The organism is Streptomyces sp. NPDC059850, from assembly GCF_042731515.1.
In the GTDB taxonomy this organism is placed as follows: domain Bacteria; phylum Actinomycetota; class Actinomycetes; order Streptomycetales; family Streptomycetaceae; genus Streptomyces.
Map to the genome: position 1 here is coordinate 1 of NZ_JBHWJI010000003.1, position 15,637 is coordinate 15,637.

The 15,637-nt window shown below is 71.8% G+C and carries 9 protein-coding genes; 4 read left to right on the plus strand and 5 right to left on the minus strand.

Translation table 11 applies throughout. The annotated features are described in order from the left end of the window. On the minus strand, positions 1-4,235 hold a 4,235-nt coding region (locus ACFV9T_RS03250; protein ID WP_385436371.1), incomplete at its 3' end, for a beta-ketoacyl synthase N-terminal-like domain-containing protein. 237 nt (positions 4,236-4,472) lie between these two features. On the opposite strand from ACFV9T_RS03250, the gene ACFV9T_RS03255 reads away from it, so the two are divergent. After that, complete coding sequence (locus ACFV9T_RS03255; protein ID WP_385436372.1) at positions 4,473-5,525, plus strand: 3-dehydroquinate synthase family protein; 1,053 nt, start codon at positions 4,473-4,475, stop codon at positions 5,523-5,525. 79 nt (positions 5,526-5,604) lie between these two features. On the opposite strand, the gene ACFV9T_RS03260 is transcribed toward ACFV9T_RS03255, so the two are convergent. From ACFV9T_RS03260 to ACFV9T_RS03270, 3 genes are read right to left on the minus strand one after another with little or no spacing between them, the layout of a single operon-like run. Then, positions 5,605-6,519 (minus strand): ROK family protein, encoded by a 915-nt coding sequence (locus ACFV9T_RS03260; RefSeq protein ID WP_385436547.1) that lies wholly within the window; start codon positions 6,517-6,519, stop codon positions 5,605-5,607. Beyond that, positions 6,516-9,050 carry an amino acid adenylation domain-containing protein gene (locus ACFV9T_RS03265; RefSeq protein ID WP_385436373.1) on the minus strand — a complete coding sequence of 845 codons (2,535 nt, stop codon included), beginning with the start codon at positions 9,048-9,050 and terminating at the stop codon, positions 6,516-6,518. The genes ACFV9T_RS03260 and ACFV9T_RS03265 overlap by 4 nt, the downstream gene beginning before the upstream one ends. A gap of 42 nt (positions 9,051-9,092) precedes the next feature. Continuing rightward, positions 9,093-9,542, minus strand: coding sequence for a type II 3-dehydroquinate dehydratase (locus ACFV9T_RS03270; RefSeq protein WP_385436374.1), 450 nt, complete (start codon positions 9,540-9,542; stop codon positions 9,093-9,095). Positions 9,543-9,754: 212 nt separating this feature from the next. Between ACFV9T_RS03270 and ACFV9T_RS03275 the strand changes: the two genes are divergently transcribed. The 3 genes from ACFV9T_RS03275 to ACFV9T_RS03285 are packed head-to-tail and all read left to right on the plus strand — an operon-like array spanning position 9,755 to position 12,725. Beyond that, a complete protein-coding gene (locus ACFV9T_RS03275; RefSeq protein WP_385436375.1) occupies positions 9,755-10,921 on the plus strand; it encodes a DegT/DnrJ/EryC1/StrS family aminotransferase in 1,167 nt (388 codons plus the stop codon). Continuing rightward, the gene (locus ACFV9T_RS03280; protein ID WP_385436376.1) at positions 10,918-12,054 is read left to right on the plus strand and encodes a Gfo/Idh/MocA family protein; all 1,137 of its coding nucleotides are present in this window, start codon (positions 10,918-10,920) and stop codon (positions 12,052-12,054) included. The genes ACFV9T_RS03275 and ACFV9T_RS03280 overlap by 4 nt, the downstream gene beginning before the upstream one ends. Next, positions 12,051-12,725 (plus strand): HAD-IA family hydrolase, encoded by a 675-nt coding sequence (locus ACFV9T_RS03285; RefSeq protein WP_385436377.1) that lies wholly within the window; start codon positions 12,051-12,053, stop codon positions 12,723-12,725. Before ACFV9T_RS03280 ends, ACFV9T_RS03285 begins: the two co-directional genes overlap by 4 nt. A gap of 76 nt (positions 12,726-12,801) precedes the next feature. Here the strand turns inward: ACFV9T_RS03285 and ACFV9T_RS03290 are convergent, their stop codons facing one another. Next, the gene (locus ACFV9T_RS03290) at positions 12,802-15,576 is read right to left on the minus strand and encodes a LuxR C-terminal-related transcriptional regulator (RefSeq protein ID WP_385436378.1); all 2,775 of its coding nucleotides are present in this window, start codon (positions 15,574-15,576) and stop codon (positions 12,802-12,804) included. Positions 15,577-15,637: the final 61 nt, after the last annotated feature.

A 15,637-nucleotide genomic window follows, 5' to 3' on the forward strand; every position in this document is an offset into this window, starting at 1 on the left:
AGCGGACGGTCCTCCGCACGCTCCTGCCCGTACGTCGCCAACAGCGCCTGCGCCTCGATCGGATCGCCCAGCGACGTACCCGTCCCATGCGCCTCGACGGCGTCGACGTCGGCGGCCGACACGCCCGCGTTCGCCAGGGCCTGGCGGATCACCCGCTGCTGCGAGGGGCCGTTCGGAGCGGTGAGTCCGTTGGACGCGCCGTCCTGGTTGAGCGCGGATCCCCGTACGACGGCCAGCACCTCGTGGCCGTGGCGCCGGGCGTCCGACAGCCGCTCCAGCAGCAGCAGTCCGACACCCTCGGACCAGCCCGTGCCATCGGCGGCCTCCGCGAACGCCTTGCACCGGCCGTCCACCGCCAGGCCCCGCTGCCGCGAGAACTCGATGAAGCTCCCCGGCGTCGACATCACGGCCACGCCGCCCGCCAGCGCCATTCCGCACTCGCCCGAACGCAGCGCCTGCGCCGCCAGATGAATCGCCACCAGCGACGACGAACACGCGGTGTCCACCGTCACCGCAGGACCCTCGAAACCGAAGGTGTACGATACCCGGCCGGACACCACACTGCCCGCACCGCCGACACCGAGGTAGCCCTCGATCTCCTTGGACGGCCGCCGCACACCGGAGGTGTAGTCGTGGTACATCACCCCGGCGAACACGCCGGTACGGCTGCCGCGCAGCGTCGCGGGGTCGATTCCGGCGCGTTCGAAGACCTCCCACGAGGTCTCCAGCAGCAGCCGCTGCTGCGGATCCATCGCCAGCGCCTCACGCGGGCTGATCCCGAAGAAGTCCGCGTCGAACCCGGCGACATCGGCCAGGAAGCCACCGTCCCGTACGTACGAGGTGCCCGGCGCGTCCGGGTCCGGGTCGTACAGCCCCGCCAGGTCCCAGCCACGGTCCGCCGGGAACCCCGAGATGCCGTCCACGCCCTCGGACACCAGCCGCCACAGCTCCTCCGGCGAGCCGACCCCGCCCGGCAGACGGCAGCCCATCCCCACGATGGCGATGGGTTCGTCCGACGGATACATGGCGGGCAGAGCGGCGGCCGGTGTCACGGTGTGTTCGCCGAGCAGTTCCGCGCGCAGCCATCGCGCGAGGGCGAGGGGGGTGGGGTGGTCGAAGGCGAGGGTGGCGGGCAGGCCGAGCCCGGTGGCCGTCTTCAGCCGGTCGCGCAGCCCGACCGCCGTGGCCGAGGTGAAGCCCAGGTCGCTGAAGGCCCGTTCGGCGTCGATCCGGTCCGTCGCCGGGAGACCGAGCACCTCGGCGGCTTCCGCGCACACGGTCGCGAGCAGCGCGGTGGTCCGTTCGGCCTCGGGGAGGGCGGCGATCCGCGCACGCAACAGGGACGCGGCGGGGTCGCCGGGCGTGCCGGGCCGGGCGGTGGCGTCGATCAGGCCGCGCAGTACGGCGGGGACCGGGCCGTCACGCAGCGCGGCATGGTCGAGCTTCAGCGCGACGAACGCCGCCTCGTCACGTGCGCAGGCGGCGTCGAACGCCACCAGCGCCTGCTGCTCCGGAAGCGCTCCCGCTCCGGCCGGTGCGGCAGCGCCCGGGACCTCGCCCTGCCACGGTCCCCAGCACAGGGACAGGGCGGGCAGGCCGTGTGCGCGGCGGTGGTGGGCCAGCGCGTCGAGCGTGGCGCTCGTGGCGGCGTCCTGGTGGATTCCGGTGGCGCCGAGGGTGCCGGTGGCGGAGGAGAGCGTCACGAACAGGGACAGTTCGCGGTCGCGGGTGAGGTCGTGCAGGGCGAGGGCACCGTCCGCGGTGGCCCCGGTGCCTGTCGTGTGCACCACGGCGGAGAGGGGTGGTTGCGCGGCGTCCAGGATGGCGCGCAGCGCGGTGCGGTTCGCCGGGTCGCAGATGGCGACGGCCACCTCGGCGCCGTCGCCGGTCAGCTCGGTCCGCAGCTGGTCGGCCGCCTCCTCCCCGCGTCCGAGTGCGGTGACGAGAAGCAGGTGGCGCACTCCGTGCGCGGCCACCAGGTGGCGGGCGACGGCGGCGCCGGGTGCGGTGTCCGGTCCGCTGATCACCACGGTGCTCTCGGGATCGAGGGGCGGGGCGGACACATCGTCGGGGTCCAGGGACACCCGGGCGAGCCGGGGCAGCAGGGTGACCCCGGTGCGCACCGCGAGCTGCGGTTCGCCGCAGGACACGGCGGCGGTCAGCGATGCGGCAGACGTCGGGCCGCCCGTGTCGGTGTCAGTGCCCGTGTCGATGTCAGTGTCGATCAGGGCGATGCGGTCGGGGTGCTGGGTCTGCAGCGACCGGACCAGGCCCCACAGCGGTGCGGAGGCGATGTCGGTGACGTCCTCGTGGCCGCCGGTGGCCACCGCGCGGCGGGTGACGACGACCAGCCGCCCGGAGCCGAGGCGGTCGTCGGCGAGCCAGGACTCCAGACCGGCGGCCACGTCACCGGCCCCCTGCGGACCCGGGCCGCAGGTCAGGTCCAGCAGCAGCACATCGGGCACCGTGCCGTCCGCTGCCGCCGCCACCGCGGTGCGCGCGGCCGCGAGGTCGGGGTGGACGTCGTACGGCGCGCCCTCGGCATCCAGCTGCGCGGACAGGCCGAGCGGGTCCGGTCCCCCCACCAGGGCCCAGCGGCGCGGCGGTTCCGCAGTGGGCGCCAGGGGTGTGCGCGGGATCCAGTCGACGCGGAACAGGTTGTCGTGGTGGCCGCTGCTGGACGCGCGCAGCCGGGCGCGGACCTCCAGCAGCTTGTGGCGGGTGATCTTGCCCGAGGCGGTGCGCGGGATCGCGTCGATCTCGTACAGCTCTTCGGGCACCTTGAAGTACGACAGCCGGTCGCGCCACGCGGTGAACAGCCGCTGGGTGTCGATGCCCTCAGGCCCGGGCACGACGAACGCCACCGGGACCTCGCCGAGCAGGTCGTGCGGCTTCCCGACCACCGCGACGTCGGCCACGCCCGGGATCGCCCGCACCACCTCTTCCACCTCACCGGGGTGGATGTTCTCCCCGGCTCGGATGATGAGTTCCTTGATGCGGCCGGTGATGGTGAAGTATCCGGCCTCGTCGCGGCGGGCCAGGTCGCCGGTGTGGTACCAGCCGTCCTTGAGGGCGGCGGCGGTGGCCTCGGGCTGGTTGTGGTACCCGGCCATGACGCTCGGGCCGCGCACCCACACCTCGCCCTCCTCCCCGTCGGCGACGTCCTCGCCGCGCTCGGGGTCGACGAGCCGTACGCCGAGTCCGGGCACCGGAAGCCCGCACGAGCCCTCCACCCGGGCGCCGACGGGCCAGTTGACGGTGATGGAGCCGCAGGTCTCGGTGGATCCGTAGGCGTCGATCAGCGGGACACCGAAGACCTCCTCGAACGAGCGGCGGAGCGCGGCGGTGGTCACCGCGCCACCGACCAGCGCCACCCGCAGGTCGGGCGCGGTGAAGCCGTGGTCGCGCGCGGCGTCGAGGAGATAGTGCAGCAGAGTGGGGACCCCGGCGAGGAGGGTGGCCCGCTCCTCGTTCAGGGCGCTCAGGACGTCCTCGGCGGAGAGCCCGTCAACGATGCGGGCGGTGGCGCCGACGGAGGCCACCGAGAGCACACACGCGATGTGGGACAGGCTGTGGAACAGGGGCAGCGGCCACACCACGCGGTCCTCGGGGCCGAGCCCCGGCACGGGCACGTAACAGGCGGCCACCGACCACAGGCAGTTGCGCTGGCTGGACAGCACGCCCTTGGGCTTTCCGGTGGTCCCGGAGGTGTACAGCATCCACGCGAGGTCGTCCAGGCCCAGGTCGTCCCTGGCGGGCGTGGCGGGGTCGGTGGACACCAGGGTGCCGTAGGGCAGGAAGCCGGAGGGCAGGCCGGGGGTGGGCTCGTCGTGGACCATCACCACCGTCAGATGCGGACGTCCTGGCAGCAGTCGGCCGAGCTGCGCGGCGTGGGCGTGATCGGTGATGATCACCCGGGCGCCGCTGTCGTCGAGGAGGTGCGCCAGCTCGGCGTCGGTGCTGCGGGGGTTGATCGGTACGCCGACCGCGCTCGCCCTGGCGATGGCGTAGTAGCACTCCACCGTCTCGACGCGGTTGCCGAGGCAGATCGCGGCCCGGTCGCCGGGCTGGAGACGCAGTTCGGCGAGGTGTCCGGCCAGCCTGCGGGTACGCAGCTCCAGTTCGGCGTAGCTCACGCTGCGGCGGCCATCGCGGTAGGCGGGTTTGTCGCCGAACCGCCGGGCCTGCGTAACGAGCAGCTCGTGCAGCGGGCGGATCAGCTCCGTGCGCAACATGTCGTTATCCCTCCGGACGGACAAGAGACGGGCATGCCGCGGTGGCAGAAGGTCGCCTCAACCCGTCCCAGTCTCGTCATGGAGAGCCCGGAATTACCCCCTGATCACCCCCCTATGTCATCCCTAACTTGCTGGGTGAGGCAGTTAATGCCGCGCTCAATGGATGGGGACGGGGCATCGGCACTACATTCGACGCGGGGAATTCCCGGTCACCGCTCATGGAGGGACTGACAGCGCATGACGACGTCCGCTGGTCCGCATACCCGCGTCATGGTGGAACTCGGTGACCGTTCCTATCCCGTCGATATCGGGTCCGGGGTCCGGAATTCGCTGAACGAGGTGATCGCGGGGCTCGGTGCGCAGCGCGTGGCGATGGTCTCCGCGCGGCCGGATGACTGGCTGCCCGACCCCGGGGTTCCCTCGGTGGTTCTGCGGGCCCGCGACGGCGAGACGGACAAGACGCTGTCGACGGTGGAAGAACTGTGCCGCGAGTTCGTCCGTTTCGGCCTGACCCGGTCGGACGCGGTCGTATCCTGCGGTGGCGGCACCACGACCGATGTCGTGGGGCTGGCCGCGTCCCTGTATCACCGGGGCGTCCCGGTGGTGCATCTGCCGACCTCGCTGCTGGCCCAGGTGGACGCCAGCGTCGGCGGGAAGACGGCGGTGAACCTCCCCGAGGGCAAGAATCTGGTGGGCGCCTACTGGCAGCCCGCCGCCGTGCTGTGCGACACGGACTATCTGACGACGCTACCGGCTCGGGAAATGCTCAATGGTTACGGAGAGATCGCCCGCTGTCACTTCATCGGCGCCGGTGACCTGAGCGGGCTCACGCTGTCGGAACAAATAGCGGCGAGCGTCGCGCTGAAGGCGTCGGTGGTTTCCGCGGACGAGCGGGACTCCGGGCTGCGTCATGTGCTGAATTACGGCCACACCCTGGGCCACGCGCTGGAAATCGCCACGCAATTCGCGCTGCGGCACGGTGAGGGGGTGGCAATCGGGACGGTTTTCGCCGGGCGTCTCGCCCTGGCCCTGGGCCGGATCGACGAGGCGCGGGCGGCGGAGCACCTGGAGGTCGTACGGAGCTACGGACTGCCGTACGCGCTGCCCGCCGACGTCGATCCGCAGCGGCTGATCGACGTGATGCGGCTGGACAAGAAGGCGACGGACGGGCTCACCTTCGTCCTGGACGGGCCCGGCGGCCCGGAGCTGGTGTCCGGGCTCGCCGAGGAGACGGTCGCGGCGGCGCTCGCCACCATGGACCGGGAGGACCGGGACACCGCGAAGGACTAGGTCACCGCATGAGACCGGCGGTCGCCACGTAACACCGCCGGTCGCCACATCAGCTTCGTAAGACCGCCGCGCCCCCGGATCAGCCGGGTAGTCCCCTGGCCAGCAGGACGGCGCCGTGCAGCGAGGACAGCCCGCCGAGCGCCGCCGCGCGGACCGGTGGCAGCGGATGCCCCGGGCGTTCGAGCGCCGCCGTCCGCTCGGCCACCACCGTCACCAGCTCCGGCATGGCCGCCGCGAAACCCCCGCCGATCAACACCAGCGAGGGGCTGAGCAGTTCGGATACGCCGGTCACGGCCGCGGCCAGGGCCGCGCCGCTCTCCCGTAGCACGGTCACGGCCCACGGATCCCCGCGCCGCACGGCATCGCGCAGCCCGTCGAACGTCACCTCCCCGCCCCGGCGGCGGGCCGCCCGGCGCAGGGTGGCCGGGCCGGAGGCCGCCGCCTGGACGCAGCCCGCCCGACCGCAGTCGCACGGCGGCCCGTCCCGGTCCACGACCATATGGCCGATCTCGCAGGAGCCGCGGCCCATGCCGGGGAGCGGGGCGCCGTTCAGCACGATGCCACCGCCGACCCCCGTGCCGACGCCGAGGTAGAGCAGGTCCGGGCAGCCCGCTTCGTGTGCTTCGGCGAGCGCGGCCAGATCGCCGTCGTCGGCGCAGCCCACCTCGGTGTCGTCGCCGAACAGCGCGGACAGCGCGCCCCGCAGGTCCAGTCCGGCCCATGCGGGGCGTCCGGGCCAGGCGGTGACCGTGCCGGTGGCGTCGAGGGTGGCGGGCATGGCCACCCCGACGCCGGTCAGCCGCTCGGGGTGGCCCGCCGCCAGCTCCGTGACGTGGTGTGCCAGCAGCTCCAGGTCATGGCGCGCCTCCCCGGTGGCTGGCCAGCGGAAGGCGGACTCGGCGATGCTCGCGTCGTGGTGTTCGAGGCGCAGCGCCACCTTGGTGCCGCCGACGTCGATTCCCAGGTAACTGATGGCTGTCTCCCGGCTCGTCAGGCGGTGAGGTGTGCGGTGACGATCGAGGCCACGTCCTTCAGCACCCGGGGGTTGCTGAGCATCTCCTCATGGCCGCAGTGGAGTTCATGGCGGACGATGTCGCCGGTCACGTACGGCGTCCAGGCCTCGCTGGAGGCGGCTTCGGCCACCGGGCTGGGGTCGGCCGCGAACAGGTGGAGCGTGCCACGGAAGGTGTCGGGCGTGTGGTTCTTCCAGGCGCGCAGGTCGGTGAGCATGGTGCCGACGAAGGTCTCGGCGGCGCTCCGCTCGCCGCGCCAGGCGTAGTTGGTCGCCATGTCGGCGAACTCCGCGATGTCCTCGTACGTCAGCGGGCTGCCGTACGTGGCGGGATCCTTGCCGTTGATCATGAGGATGAGCGCGATGAGCCCCTGCTCGTCGCGGTCTTCCAGCTCGGTGATGTGCGGGTTGGTGTTGACCACCCCGAGGTACTCGATCTCCTCGCCCTGCCGCTGGAGTTCGGCCGCGACCGCCTGGGCGAGTAGGCCGCCGAAGGACCAGCCGAGGACCCGGTACGGGCCGTGCGGCTGGACGCCGCGGATGCGGTCCGCGTAGTCGGCGGCCATCGCGGCGATGCTGGTGGGCGCGTCGGTGTGTTCCTGGAACGTATGCGACTGGAGGCCGTAGATCGGGTACTCCGGTCCGAAGTGCTGGGCGAGTACGCCGTAACACCACGCGGTGCCGCCGAGGTGGCGCATGCAGAACAGGGGCCGTTCGCTGCCCCGGACGATGAGCGGCAGCAGCACGTCGAAGGAGTCCTGCGGCTCCTCGCCGGTCAGGCGACGGGAGAGTCCGGCGGCGGTGGGCGACTCGACGAGCATCCGGATCGACAGGTCCCGGCCCAGGTCGGACTTGACGCGGCTGATCAGCCGGGCGGCCAGCACCGAGCTGCCGCCGAGGTCGAAGAAGCTGTCGTGGGGGCCGACCTGGTCGACCCCGAGCACCTGGCCGAACAGATAGCTCAGCATCAGCTCGGATTCGGTGAGGTGGGTCTCCACCATGTGGGTCTGCTCGACCACCGGGGCGGGCAGCGCCTTGCGGTCGAGCTTGCCGTTGGGGGTGAGCGGGAATTCGTCCAGCACCACCACGGCGGACGGCAGCATGTACAGCGGCAGCCGGTCCGCCACGAAGAGGCGCAGTTCCCTGGGGGACGGTTCGCGTCCCGGCTCGGCCGTCACATAGGCCACCAGGCGCCGGTCCCCCGGCCGGTCCTCGCGTACGGTCGCGGCGGCCTGGGCCACGTCCTCGGACAGCTCGATCGCGGCCTCCACCTCGCCCAGCTCGACCCGGAAGCCGTGCAGTTTGACCTGGTGGTCGGAGCGGCCGACGTACTCCAGCGTCTCGTCGGGGCGGCGGCGTACGACATCGCCGGTCCGGTACATGCGGGAGCCCTCGGGGCCGAAGAGGTTCGCCACGTACCGCTCGGCGGTGAGCGCGGAGCGGTTCAGATAGCCCCGGGTCACCCCGTCCCCCGCGATGTACAGCTCGCCTTCCGCGCCGGGCGGTACCGGCGCGAGGTCGTCGCCGAGCACATGCAGACCGGTGTTGCGCAGCGCGGTGCCGACCACGGCGGCGTCGTCGGGGCCGGTCACCGGGTGCACGGTCGACCAGACGGTGGTCTCGGTGGGGCCGTACCACTGGATCACATCGGCGCCGAGTTCGAGGAGGGTGGCGGTCAGCTTCTCCGACAGCGCCTCACCGCCGATGAGGATGCGCAGCCCGTGCAGCACGTCCGGGGTGACGGTGGCCAGCATGTGCCAGTGGGTGGGGGTGGCCTGGGCGAGGGACACGCCACGGCTCCGGATCAGCTCGCCCAGCTCCTGCGGGTCCTGTCCGGTGGCCTTGGGCGCGACGACGGCGCAGGCGCCGGTGTAGAACGGCAGGAACAGCTCGGGCAGCGACATGTCGAAGGTGGGCGTGGTGACCGACAGCATGCGGTCCCCCGGGCCCAGCGCCAGCCGCCCGGCCATGGCTTCGAGGAGGTTGTGCAGGGCGCGCCTCGGCACCTGGACGCCCTTGGGCTTTCCGGTGGATCCGGAGGTGTAGATGATGTACGCCAGGTTCTCGGGCCGTACCGTGCCGAGGCGTTCGTCGTCCCGCAGGTGTCCGGCCGGGTGGCGCTCCAGCGCCGTGGCCGTCCCGGGGTCGTCCAGGACGATCCGCGGGATGTCCAGGCCGTCGGCACCCGCGGCGCTCTCCCGGGAGGTCACCAGCACGACGGGACGGGCCTCCGCCAGCATGAACGCGGTGCGCTCCAGCGGGTGTTCGGGGTCGAGGGGGAGGTACGCCCCGCCCGCCTTCAGCACCGCCAGCAGTGTCACCCGCAGATCCGCCGAGCGCGGCAGCATGACCGCGACGACCCGGTCGGGGCCGACGCCGTGGGCCACCAGCTGGCGGGCCAGCCGGTTGGCGCGTTCGTGCACCGCCCGGTAGGACAGCCCCTCGCCGTTGAACTCCAGGGCCGTCGCCTCCGGGACGGCGTCCGCCCGCGCCTCTAGCGCCTGCACCAGCATGTTGTGAGCCTCTATCCCCTGGGATGTGATGGTGGCGGACGCTCAGTCCGGCACCTTCTCCAGCAATGCGCGGGCGGCGAGCCGGTATCCCAGTGCGCCGAGCCCGAAGATGACGCCCGCGGCCAGCGGGCCCGTCACCGACTCGTGCCGGAACTGCTCGCGCGCCCAGACGTTCGACAAATGCACTTCTATCCATGGCCGGGGATAGTTCGCAAGTGCGTCCCTGAGTCCCCATCCGGCCATCATCAGGGCGGCCGGATTGATGATGGCGCCGACCGTGTCGTAGTTCTCCTGAATGGTTCGGATGATCTCCGCTTCGCCATCGAACTGGAAGGAATCCACTTTCCAGCCGCGGTCCGCGACCTCGTCGGCGACCCAGCGCTCGATGTCCTGCAGCGTATCGGTTCCGTAGATCTCCGGCTGACGCGTTCCGAGTATGCCGAGATTCGGCCCGTTCACCAACAACAGCCTGCTCAATGCGCACCTCACCATGCGGGCTTGGCTGAATTACAGCGGCTAACCATAGAAGTGCCTTTTATAGCACGGCAGTCGCGTGCGCGACGTGAGAAATGGGCCACGCACGTTCCTAAGGGGGGCTATAGGGGGGTCGCCAGGGGAATGACGATTGCCCATGCGCCGGTTAGCGTGCTATTGCGATCGACCGCCGCAAGCTGTCTCCATAACGCATAAAGGAGCAAGGAATCATGGGTAATGGTGTGCGACTGGGATCAGAGCTCCCGGCGTGGCCGCAGTACGGCGACGAGGAGCGCGACGGTCTGATCCGGGCTCTGGAGCAGGGCCAGTGGTGGCGCATCGGGGGCGGTGAGGTGGACGCTTTCGAGGCCGAGTTCGCCGCCGCCCACGGCAACGAGCACGCGCTCGCGGTCACCAACGGGACGCATGCGCTGGAACTCGCCCTGGAGGTCATGGGCGTCGGCGCCGACACCGAGGTCATCGTTCCCGCGTTCACCTTCATCTCGTCCTCGCAGGCCGCGCAGCGGCTGGGCGCGGTGGCCGTCCCCGTGGACGTCGACCCGGACACGTACTGCATCGACCCCGCCGCCGTCGAGGCGGCCATCGGCCCCAAGACCCGCGCCATCATGCCGGTGCACATGGCGGGTCAGATGTGCGACATGGACGCGCTGGACAAGCTGTCCGCCGACTCGGGCGTGCCGCTGGTCCAGGACGCGGCACACGCCCACGGCGCGCAGTGGCGCGGAAAGAAGGTCGGTGAGCTGGGCTCGGTGGCGGCGTTCAGTTTCCAGAACGGGAAACTGATGACCGCCGGAGAGGGCGGCGCCGTGCTGTTCCCCACCGCCGAGCTGTACGAGCGGGGCTTCGTGCGGCACAGCTGCGGGCGTCCGCGCACGGACCGCGGCTACTTCCACCGCACCTCGGGCTCCAACTTCCGGATGAACGAGTTCTCCGCGTCGGTGCTGCGCGCCCAGCTCGCCCGGCTGGAGGACCAGATCACCACGCGCGAGCAGCGCTGGCCGGTGCTGAGCCGACTGCTCGCCGAGATCCCCGGTGTCGTACCGCAGTCGGTCGACGAGCGTGGCGACCGCAATCCGCACTACATGGCGATGTTCCGCATCCCGGGCATCACCGAGGAGCGGCGCGCCAAGGTGGTGGACACGCTCATCGAGCGCGGGCTGCCCGCGTTCGTCGCCTTCCGCGCGGTCTACCGCACGGACGCCTTCTGGGAGGTCGCGGCCCCGGACCTGTCGGTGGACGAACTCGCCCGCCGCTGCCCGCACTCCGAGGCGCTGACCCGGGACTGTGTGTGGCTGCACCACCGGGTGCTGCTGGGGAGCGAGGAGCAGATGCACGAAGTGGCCGCCGTCATCGCCGATGTGGTCGCGGGCGCATGAGCGTCCCAGCGGTCGGCCACTCCTCGGCCGGTGAGAAGCCGATCAGAACCGCCGTGGTGGGGCTGGGCTGGGCGGCCCGCTCGATCTGGCTGCCGCGGCTCGCCCGCCACCCCGCCTTCACCGTGACCGCGGCGGTGGATCCCGACGAGAACAGCCGCGCGGCCGTCGCCGAGGTGGAGGGCGCGGAGGGGCTGCCGGTGCTGGCCGCGGTCCATGACATCGACCCCGCCACGGTGGACCTGGCCGTGGTGGCGGTGCCCAACCATCTGCACTGCACGGTGGCCCGCGAGCTGCTGGCCAAGGGCATTCCGGTGTTCCTGGAGAAGCCGGTGTGCCTGACGTCCGAGGAGGCCGAGCAGCTGGCCGACGCGGAGCGCTCCGGTGGCGCGGTGCTGCTGGCGGGCAGCGCGGCACGCTACCGCGCCGATGTGCGCGCGCTGTACCAGATCGGCGCCCGGCTGGGCCGCATCCGCCACGTCGAGCTGGCCTGGGTGCGCTCGCGCGGCGTACCCGACCGGGGCGGCTGGTTCACCCAGCGGGCGCTCTCGGGCGGCGGGGCGCTGGTCGATCTGGGCTGGCACCTGATCGACACCGCGGTTCCGCTGCTCGGCACCGCCGAATTCCGGCACGCCGTCGGCACGTTGTCGTCCGACTTCATCACCGAGCACTCCTCGGGGGCCGCGTGGCGGGGCGACGACGACGGTGGCGAAACCCTCGCGGGCGGCACCGACGTCGAGGACACCGCGCGCGGATTCCTCATCACCGAGGACGGCCGCTCGGTCGTCCTGCACGCGAGCTGGGCGTCGCACGAGGCGCTCGACACCACCCGGATCACCATCGACGGCAGCGGCGGCAGCGCCACGCTGTGCTGCACCTTCGGGTTCAGCCCGAACCGTCTGGAGCGGTCCACCCTGACCCGCACCGTCGACGGCAGAACCCTGCCGGTGGCCGTGCACACCGAACCGGTCGGCGCGGAGTACGACCGGCAGCTCGACAGCCTTCCCGCGCTGCTGGCCGACCCGGCGGAGCGGGGCCGGGCGATCGCGGAGGCCCGACGGGCCATCGGCGCCATCGAGCGCGTCTACACCTCGGCCCGGGCCGCCCGGAAGCCCCGGCAGCGGGAGTACTCATGAACAGCCAGCCCATCGGCCACCGTGCCACCCCGGTCACCTCGGTGGTCTTCGACCTCGACGGTGTGCTCGTCAACAGCTTCGCGGTGATGCGCGAGGCGTTCACCCTCGCCTACGCCGAGGTCGTCGGCGAGGGCGAACCGCCCTTCGAGGAGTACAACCGGCATCTGGGCCGCTACTTCCCGGACATCATGCGGATCATGGACCTGCCGCTGGAGATGGAGGCTCCGTTCGTCCGCGAAAGCTACCGGCTCGCCCACCGCGTGGAGATGTTCGACGGGGTGCCCGAGCTGCTGTCGGAGCTGCGGAACCGCGGGCTGGGGCTCGCGGTGGCCACCGGGAAGAGCGGGCCCCGGGCGCGTTCGCTGCTCGAAGGGCTCGGCATCCTTCCGCTGTTCGACATCGTCCTCGGCTCGGACGAGGTGGCGCGTCCCAAGCCCGCGCCGGACATCGTGCTGAAGGCGATGGCGGCGCTGGACGCCCGGCCCGAGCGGACCGTGATGGTCGGGGACGCGGTCACCGACCTGGCCAGCGCGCGGGGTGCCGGGGTCACCGCGGTGGCCGCGCTGTGGGGTGAGACGGAGGAGGAGACGCTGCTCGCGGCGGAGCCCGATGTGGTGCTGCGCAAGCCGGCCGAACTGCTGGCGCTGTGCCCGGCGGTGGCGGTTCCGTAAGCCCCGCCAGTTCCACCCAGCACCACAGCCGGAGCCGGGACGGCGCACACCGTCCCGGCACTCCGTTTCCCGCGCGTCAGGCCCGATGGGCGACGTCGGCCCGCAGGCAGTCCGGCAGCCCCTGGCGGCTCTTGATGGCGAGCTTGCGGTAGACCCGGGTGAGGTGCTGCTCCACCGTGCTGGGGGTGATGAAGAACTTCTCCGCGATCTCGCGGTTGGTGTATCCCATCACGGCCAGGGAGGCGATGCGGCGTTCCGAGTTGGTGAGCGAGGCGATGGACGCCGCGAGCCCCGGCTCGGCGCTCTCGTCGTAACCGCGCATGTCGGGAAGGAGTTCCTGGCACAGCGGCGCCGCCTTGCACATGTTCGCCACATGCCAGGCCCGGCGCATGACCATGCGCGAACGGCGGTGCTTGCCCAGGGTGTGGTGGGCACGGCCCAGATCGGCGAGGGTCCTCGCCAGCTCGAAGTTGTCACCGGCCGCCTCGACGATGTCGGCGGCCTCGCTGAGCAGCTTCGTACGCTGGCCGGGCGAGCTGAGGATGGCCAGCAGCCGCAGCGAAAGCCCCCGGGTGACGGTGTCGTTGACCAATGGCAGCGCGAGCTGGTCCTTGACCAGCCGCTTGGCCTGGTCGCGGTTGTTCTGCCGCAGCCACGCCTCCGCCGCGCTGGTGCGCCAGGGCACGATGCCGGGCAGGTCGAGGCCCCAGCCGCGCATGAGGTCACCGCAGGTGAGGAAGTCGGCGAGGGCGGCGTGGGTGCGGTCGGTGGCGAGGTAGTAGTGGCCCCGCGCCTGGAGGTAGTGCAGTCCGTAGCGGCTCTGGAAGAGAGCCGCCGGAAAGGACTGGCCGACCAGTTCGGCGGCCGTCTCCAGGTTGCCCATCCTGGTGTGCGCCAGGATCAGCGCGCCGAGCGGCAGCCCGACGGCGGTACCCCACCCCCGGGCCGACACCAGGTCCAGCGCCGCCTGGGCCTGGTCCACCGCGGCCGGCAGATCCCCCTTGCGGAGCGCGATCTCCGCCTCCACGGCGGCGTAGATCGCCTGCCGGGTCGGAGCGGACGCGGGGTCGCGCCGGTCGTCGGCGCTGCGGCAGCGTGCCGTGGCGGCGCTCAGCTCGCCGCTGTAGACCAGGCTGAGCAGCGCGAGCAGCGTGGACTCCTCCGCCCACGGGGAGTCGGGGTGCAAACCGGACTGGCCCAGTGCGCGGGTGGTCCTCTCCCTGGTCTCGTGGCTGTGCCGGTGGATGAGGCCGCTGGAGAGGACGGCGACCGTACGCAGCCCCGGATCCGCCCCCTTGGTGGCCGGGGTGCTCTGCGTCCCGGCCACCGTCGCGGCGGTGCCGTGGAGTCTGCCCGCGAGCGGCGGATACGCGCAGGCCAGCCAGGTCTCCAGATCCCGCGCCTCGTCCCCGGGGTCGCCGGAGGGCTCGCGCGCGATGTCCCGTACGAGGGCCAGGAGGTCGGCGGCCTCCTGGGCCCGGTCCAGCCACAGGAGTTGGCGGATGAGCGGGATCATGTCGCTCAGGCCGAGCCCGCCGCCCCTCGCCGCGGCCGTCAGCGCCGTGAGATGGCGGGCCGAGGCGGACGGGTTGAGCTGCCATTCGGCCTGGGCCAGCTTGGCGCGGATCGCCGTACGGGCCTTCTCGTCCGTACTCGACCGCCGGGCCAGCTCCAGACAGTCCACCGCCAGGCGCACCTCGCCGTGGAGCGACGCGTGTCCCGCCGCCTCCAGCAGCAGGGCCGTCGCCCACAGGTCCTGGACCTCGCCCGCTCTGAGGAGATGGCGGGCGACCGCGACCGGTGGGGCGCCCTGACCGTGCAGCAGCCGGGCGGACTGGTGGTGGAGGCTCGCCCGGTCCGGTGCGGGCAGGTCGTCGAGGATGGTGCGGGCGACGGTGGGATGCCGGAAGCGGCCGTCCCGGAGCATTCCGGTGTCGGCCATGACCTGGAGGGCCCGGCCGACGATCGTCTCGTCCGTGTCCAGCAGGGTGGCGAGGTCCTCCAGCCAGAGGTCGTCACCGTGGACCGCCATGGCCCGGGCCACCGACAGCATCACCGGATCGCTGCGGTACAGGCAGGACAGCAGGGCCCGGCCGTACGCGCTCTTGGCGCCGTCACCGCCTCCGGCCTCGTCGTCGATCAGCGCGTGCAGCAGGAGCGGATTGCCGCCGCTGAGGTCGTGGAAGCGCTGGACGGCGATGTCGTCGCTCTCCTTCGCGCCCCGGTCCCGCAGCACATCGCGCATGCCCGAACGGGTCAGTGGCGCCAGCGGGAGACGGACGGACTGGGGCTGCCGGACGACTTCCGCGTGGAACGGCGAGTGCGCAGATCCCGGCTCGGGCTGTTCGCCGAGGAGCAGGAGGATCCGCGCCGAGCCCAGTCGTCGGACCAGGTGCAGCAGACATTGCCGCGACGCCTCGTCCGCATGTCCGATGTCGTCGACTCCCGCCACGATCGGGACCTCGGCCGATAACTCGATGAGCGGGCCGAACAGGTCGTAGTGGATCTGCGCCCGGTGGCGGTCCACGGCCTCCCGGGTGGAATACGCGGCCGCGGAGACCATGAGTTCGCGCAGGACCCAGGCCGCCCGTTGGCGGATGCCGGACGGCAGGCCGGGGCTGGCGAACAGCTGGCTGATGACGCCGAAGGGCAGATCACGCTCCCCGGGAGAACACGTCGCCGTCACGGAGATGGCATCAGCCCTCAGCGCACGATCGGCCACGCTGCGCAAGAATTCGGTCTTCCCGAACCCTATGGCGCCCTCCAGCAGAACGACCCGGCCCGTCCCCATGGCGCAGTCCCTGAGCCAGCCATCGACCCGCATGAGCTGCTCATTTCGTTCGACCAGCACCCATAACCTCCTGATTCACTCACGACTCGATGATATGAACCCAGTAGGACTAATCTCCCTA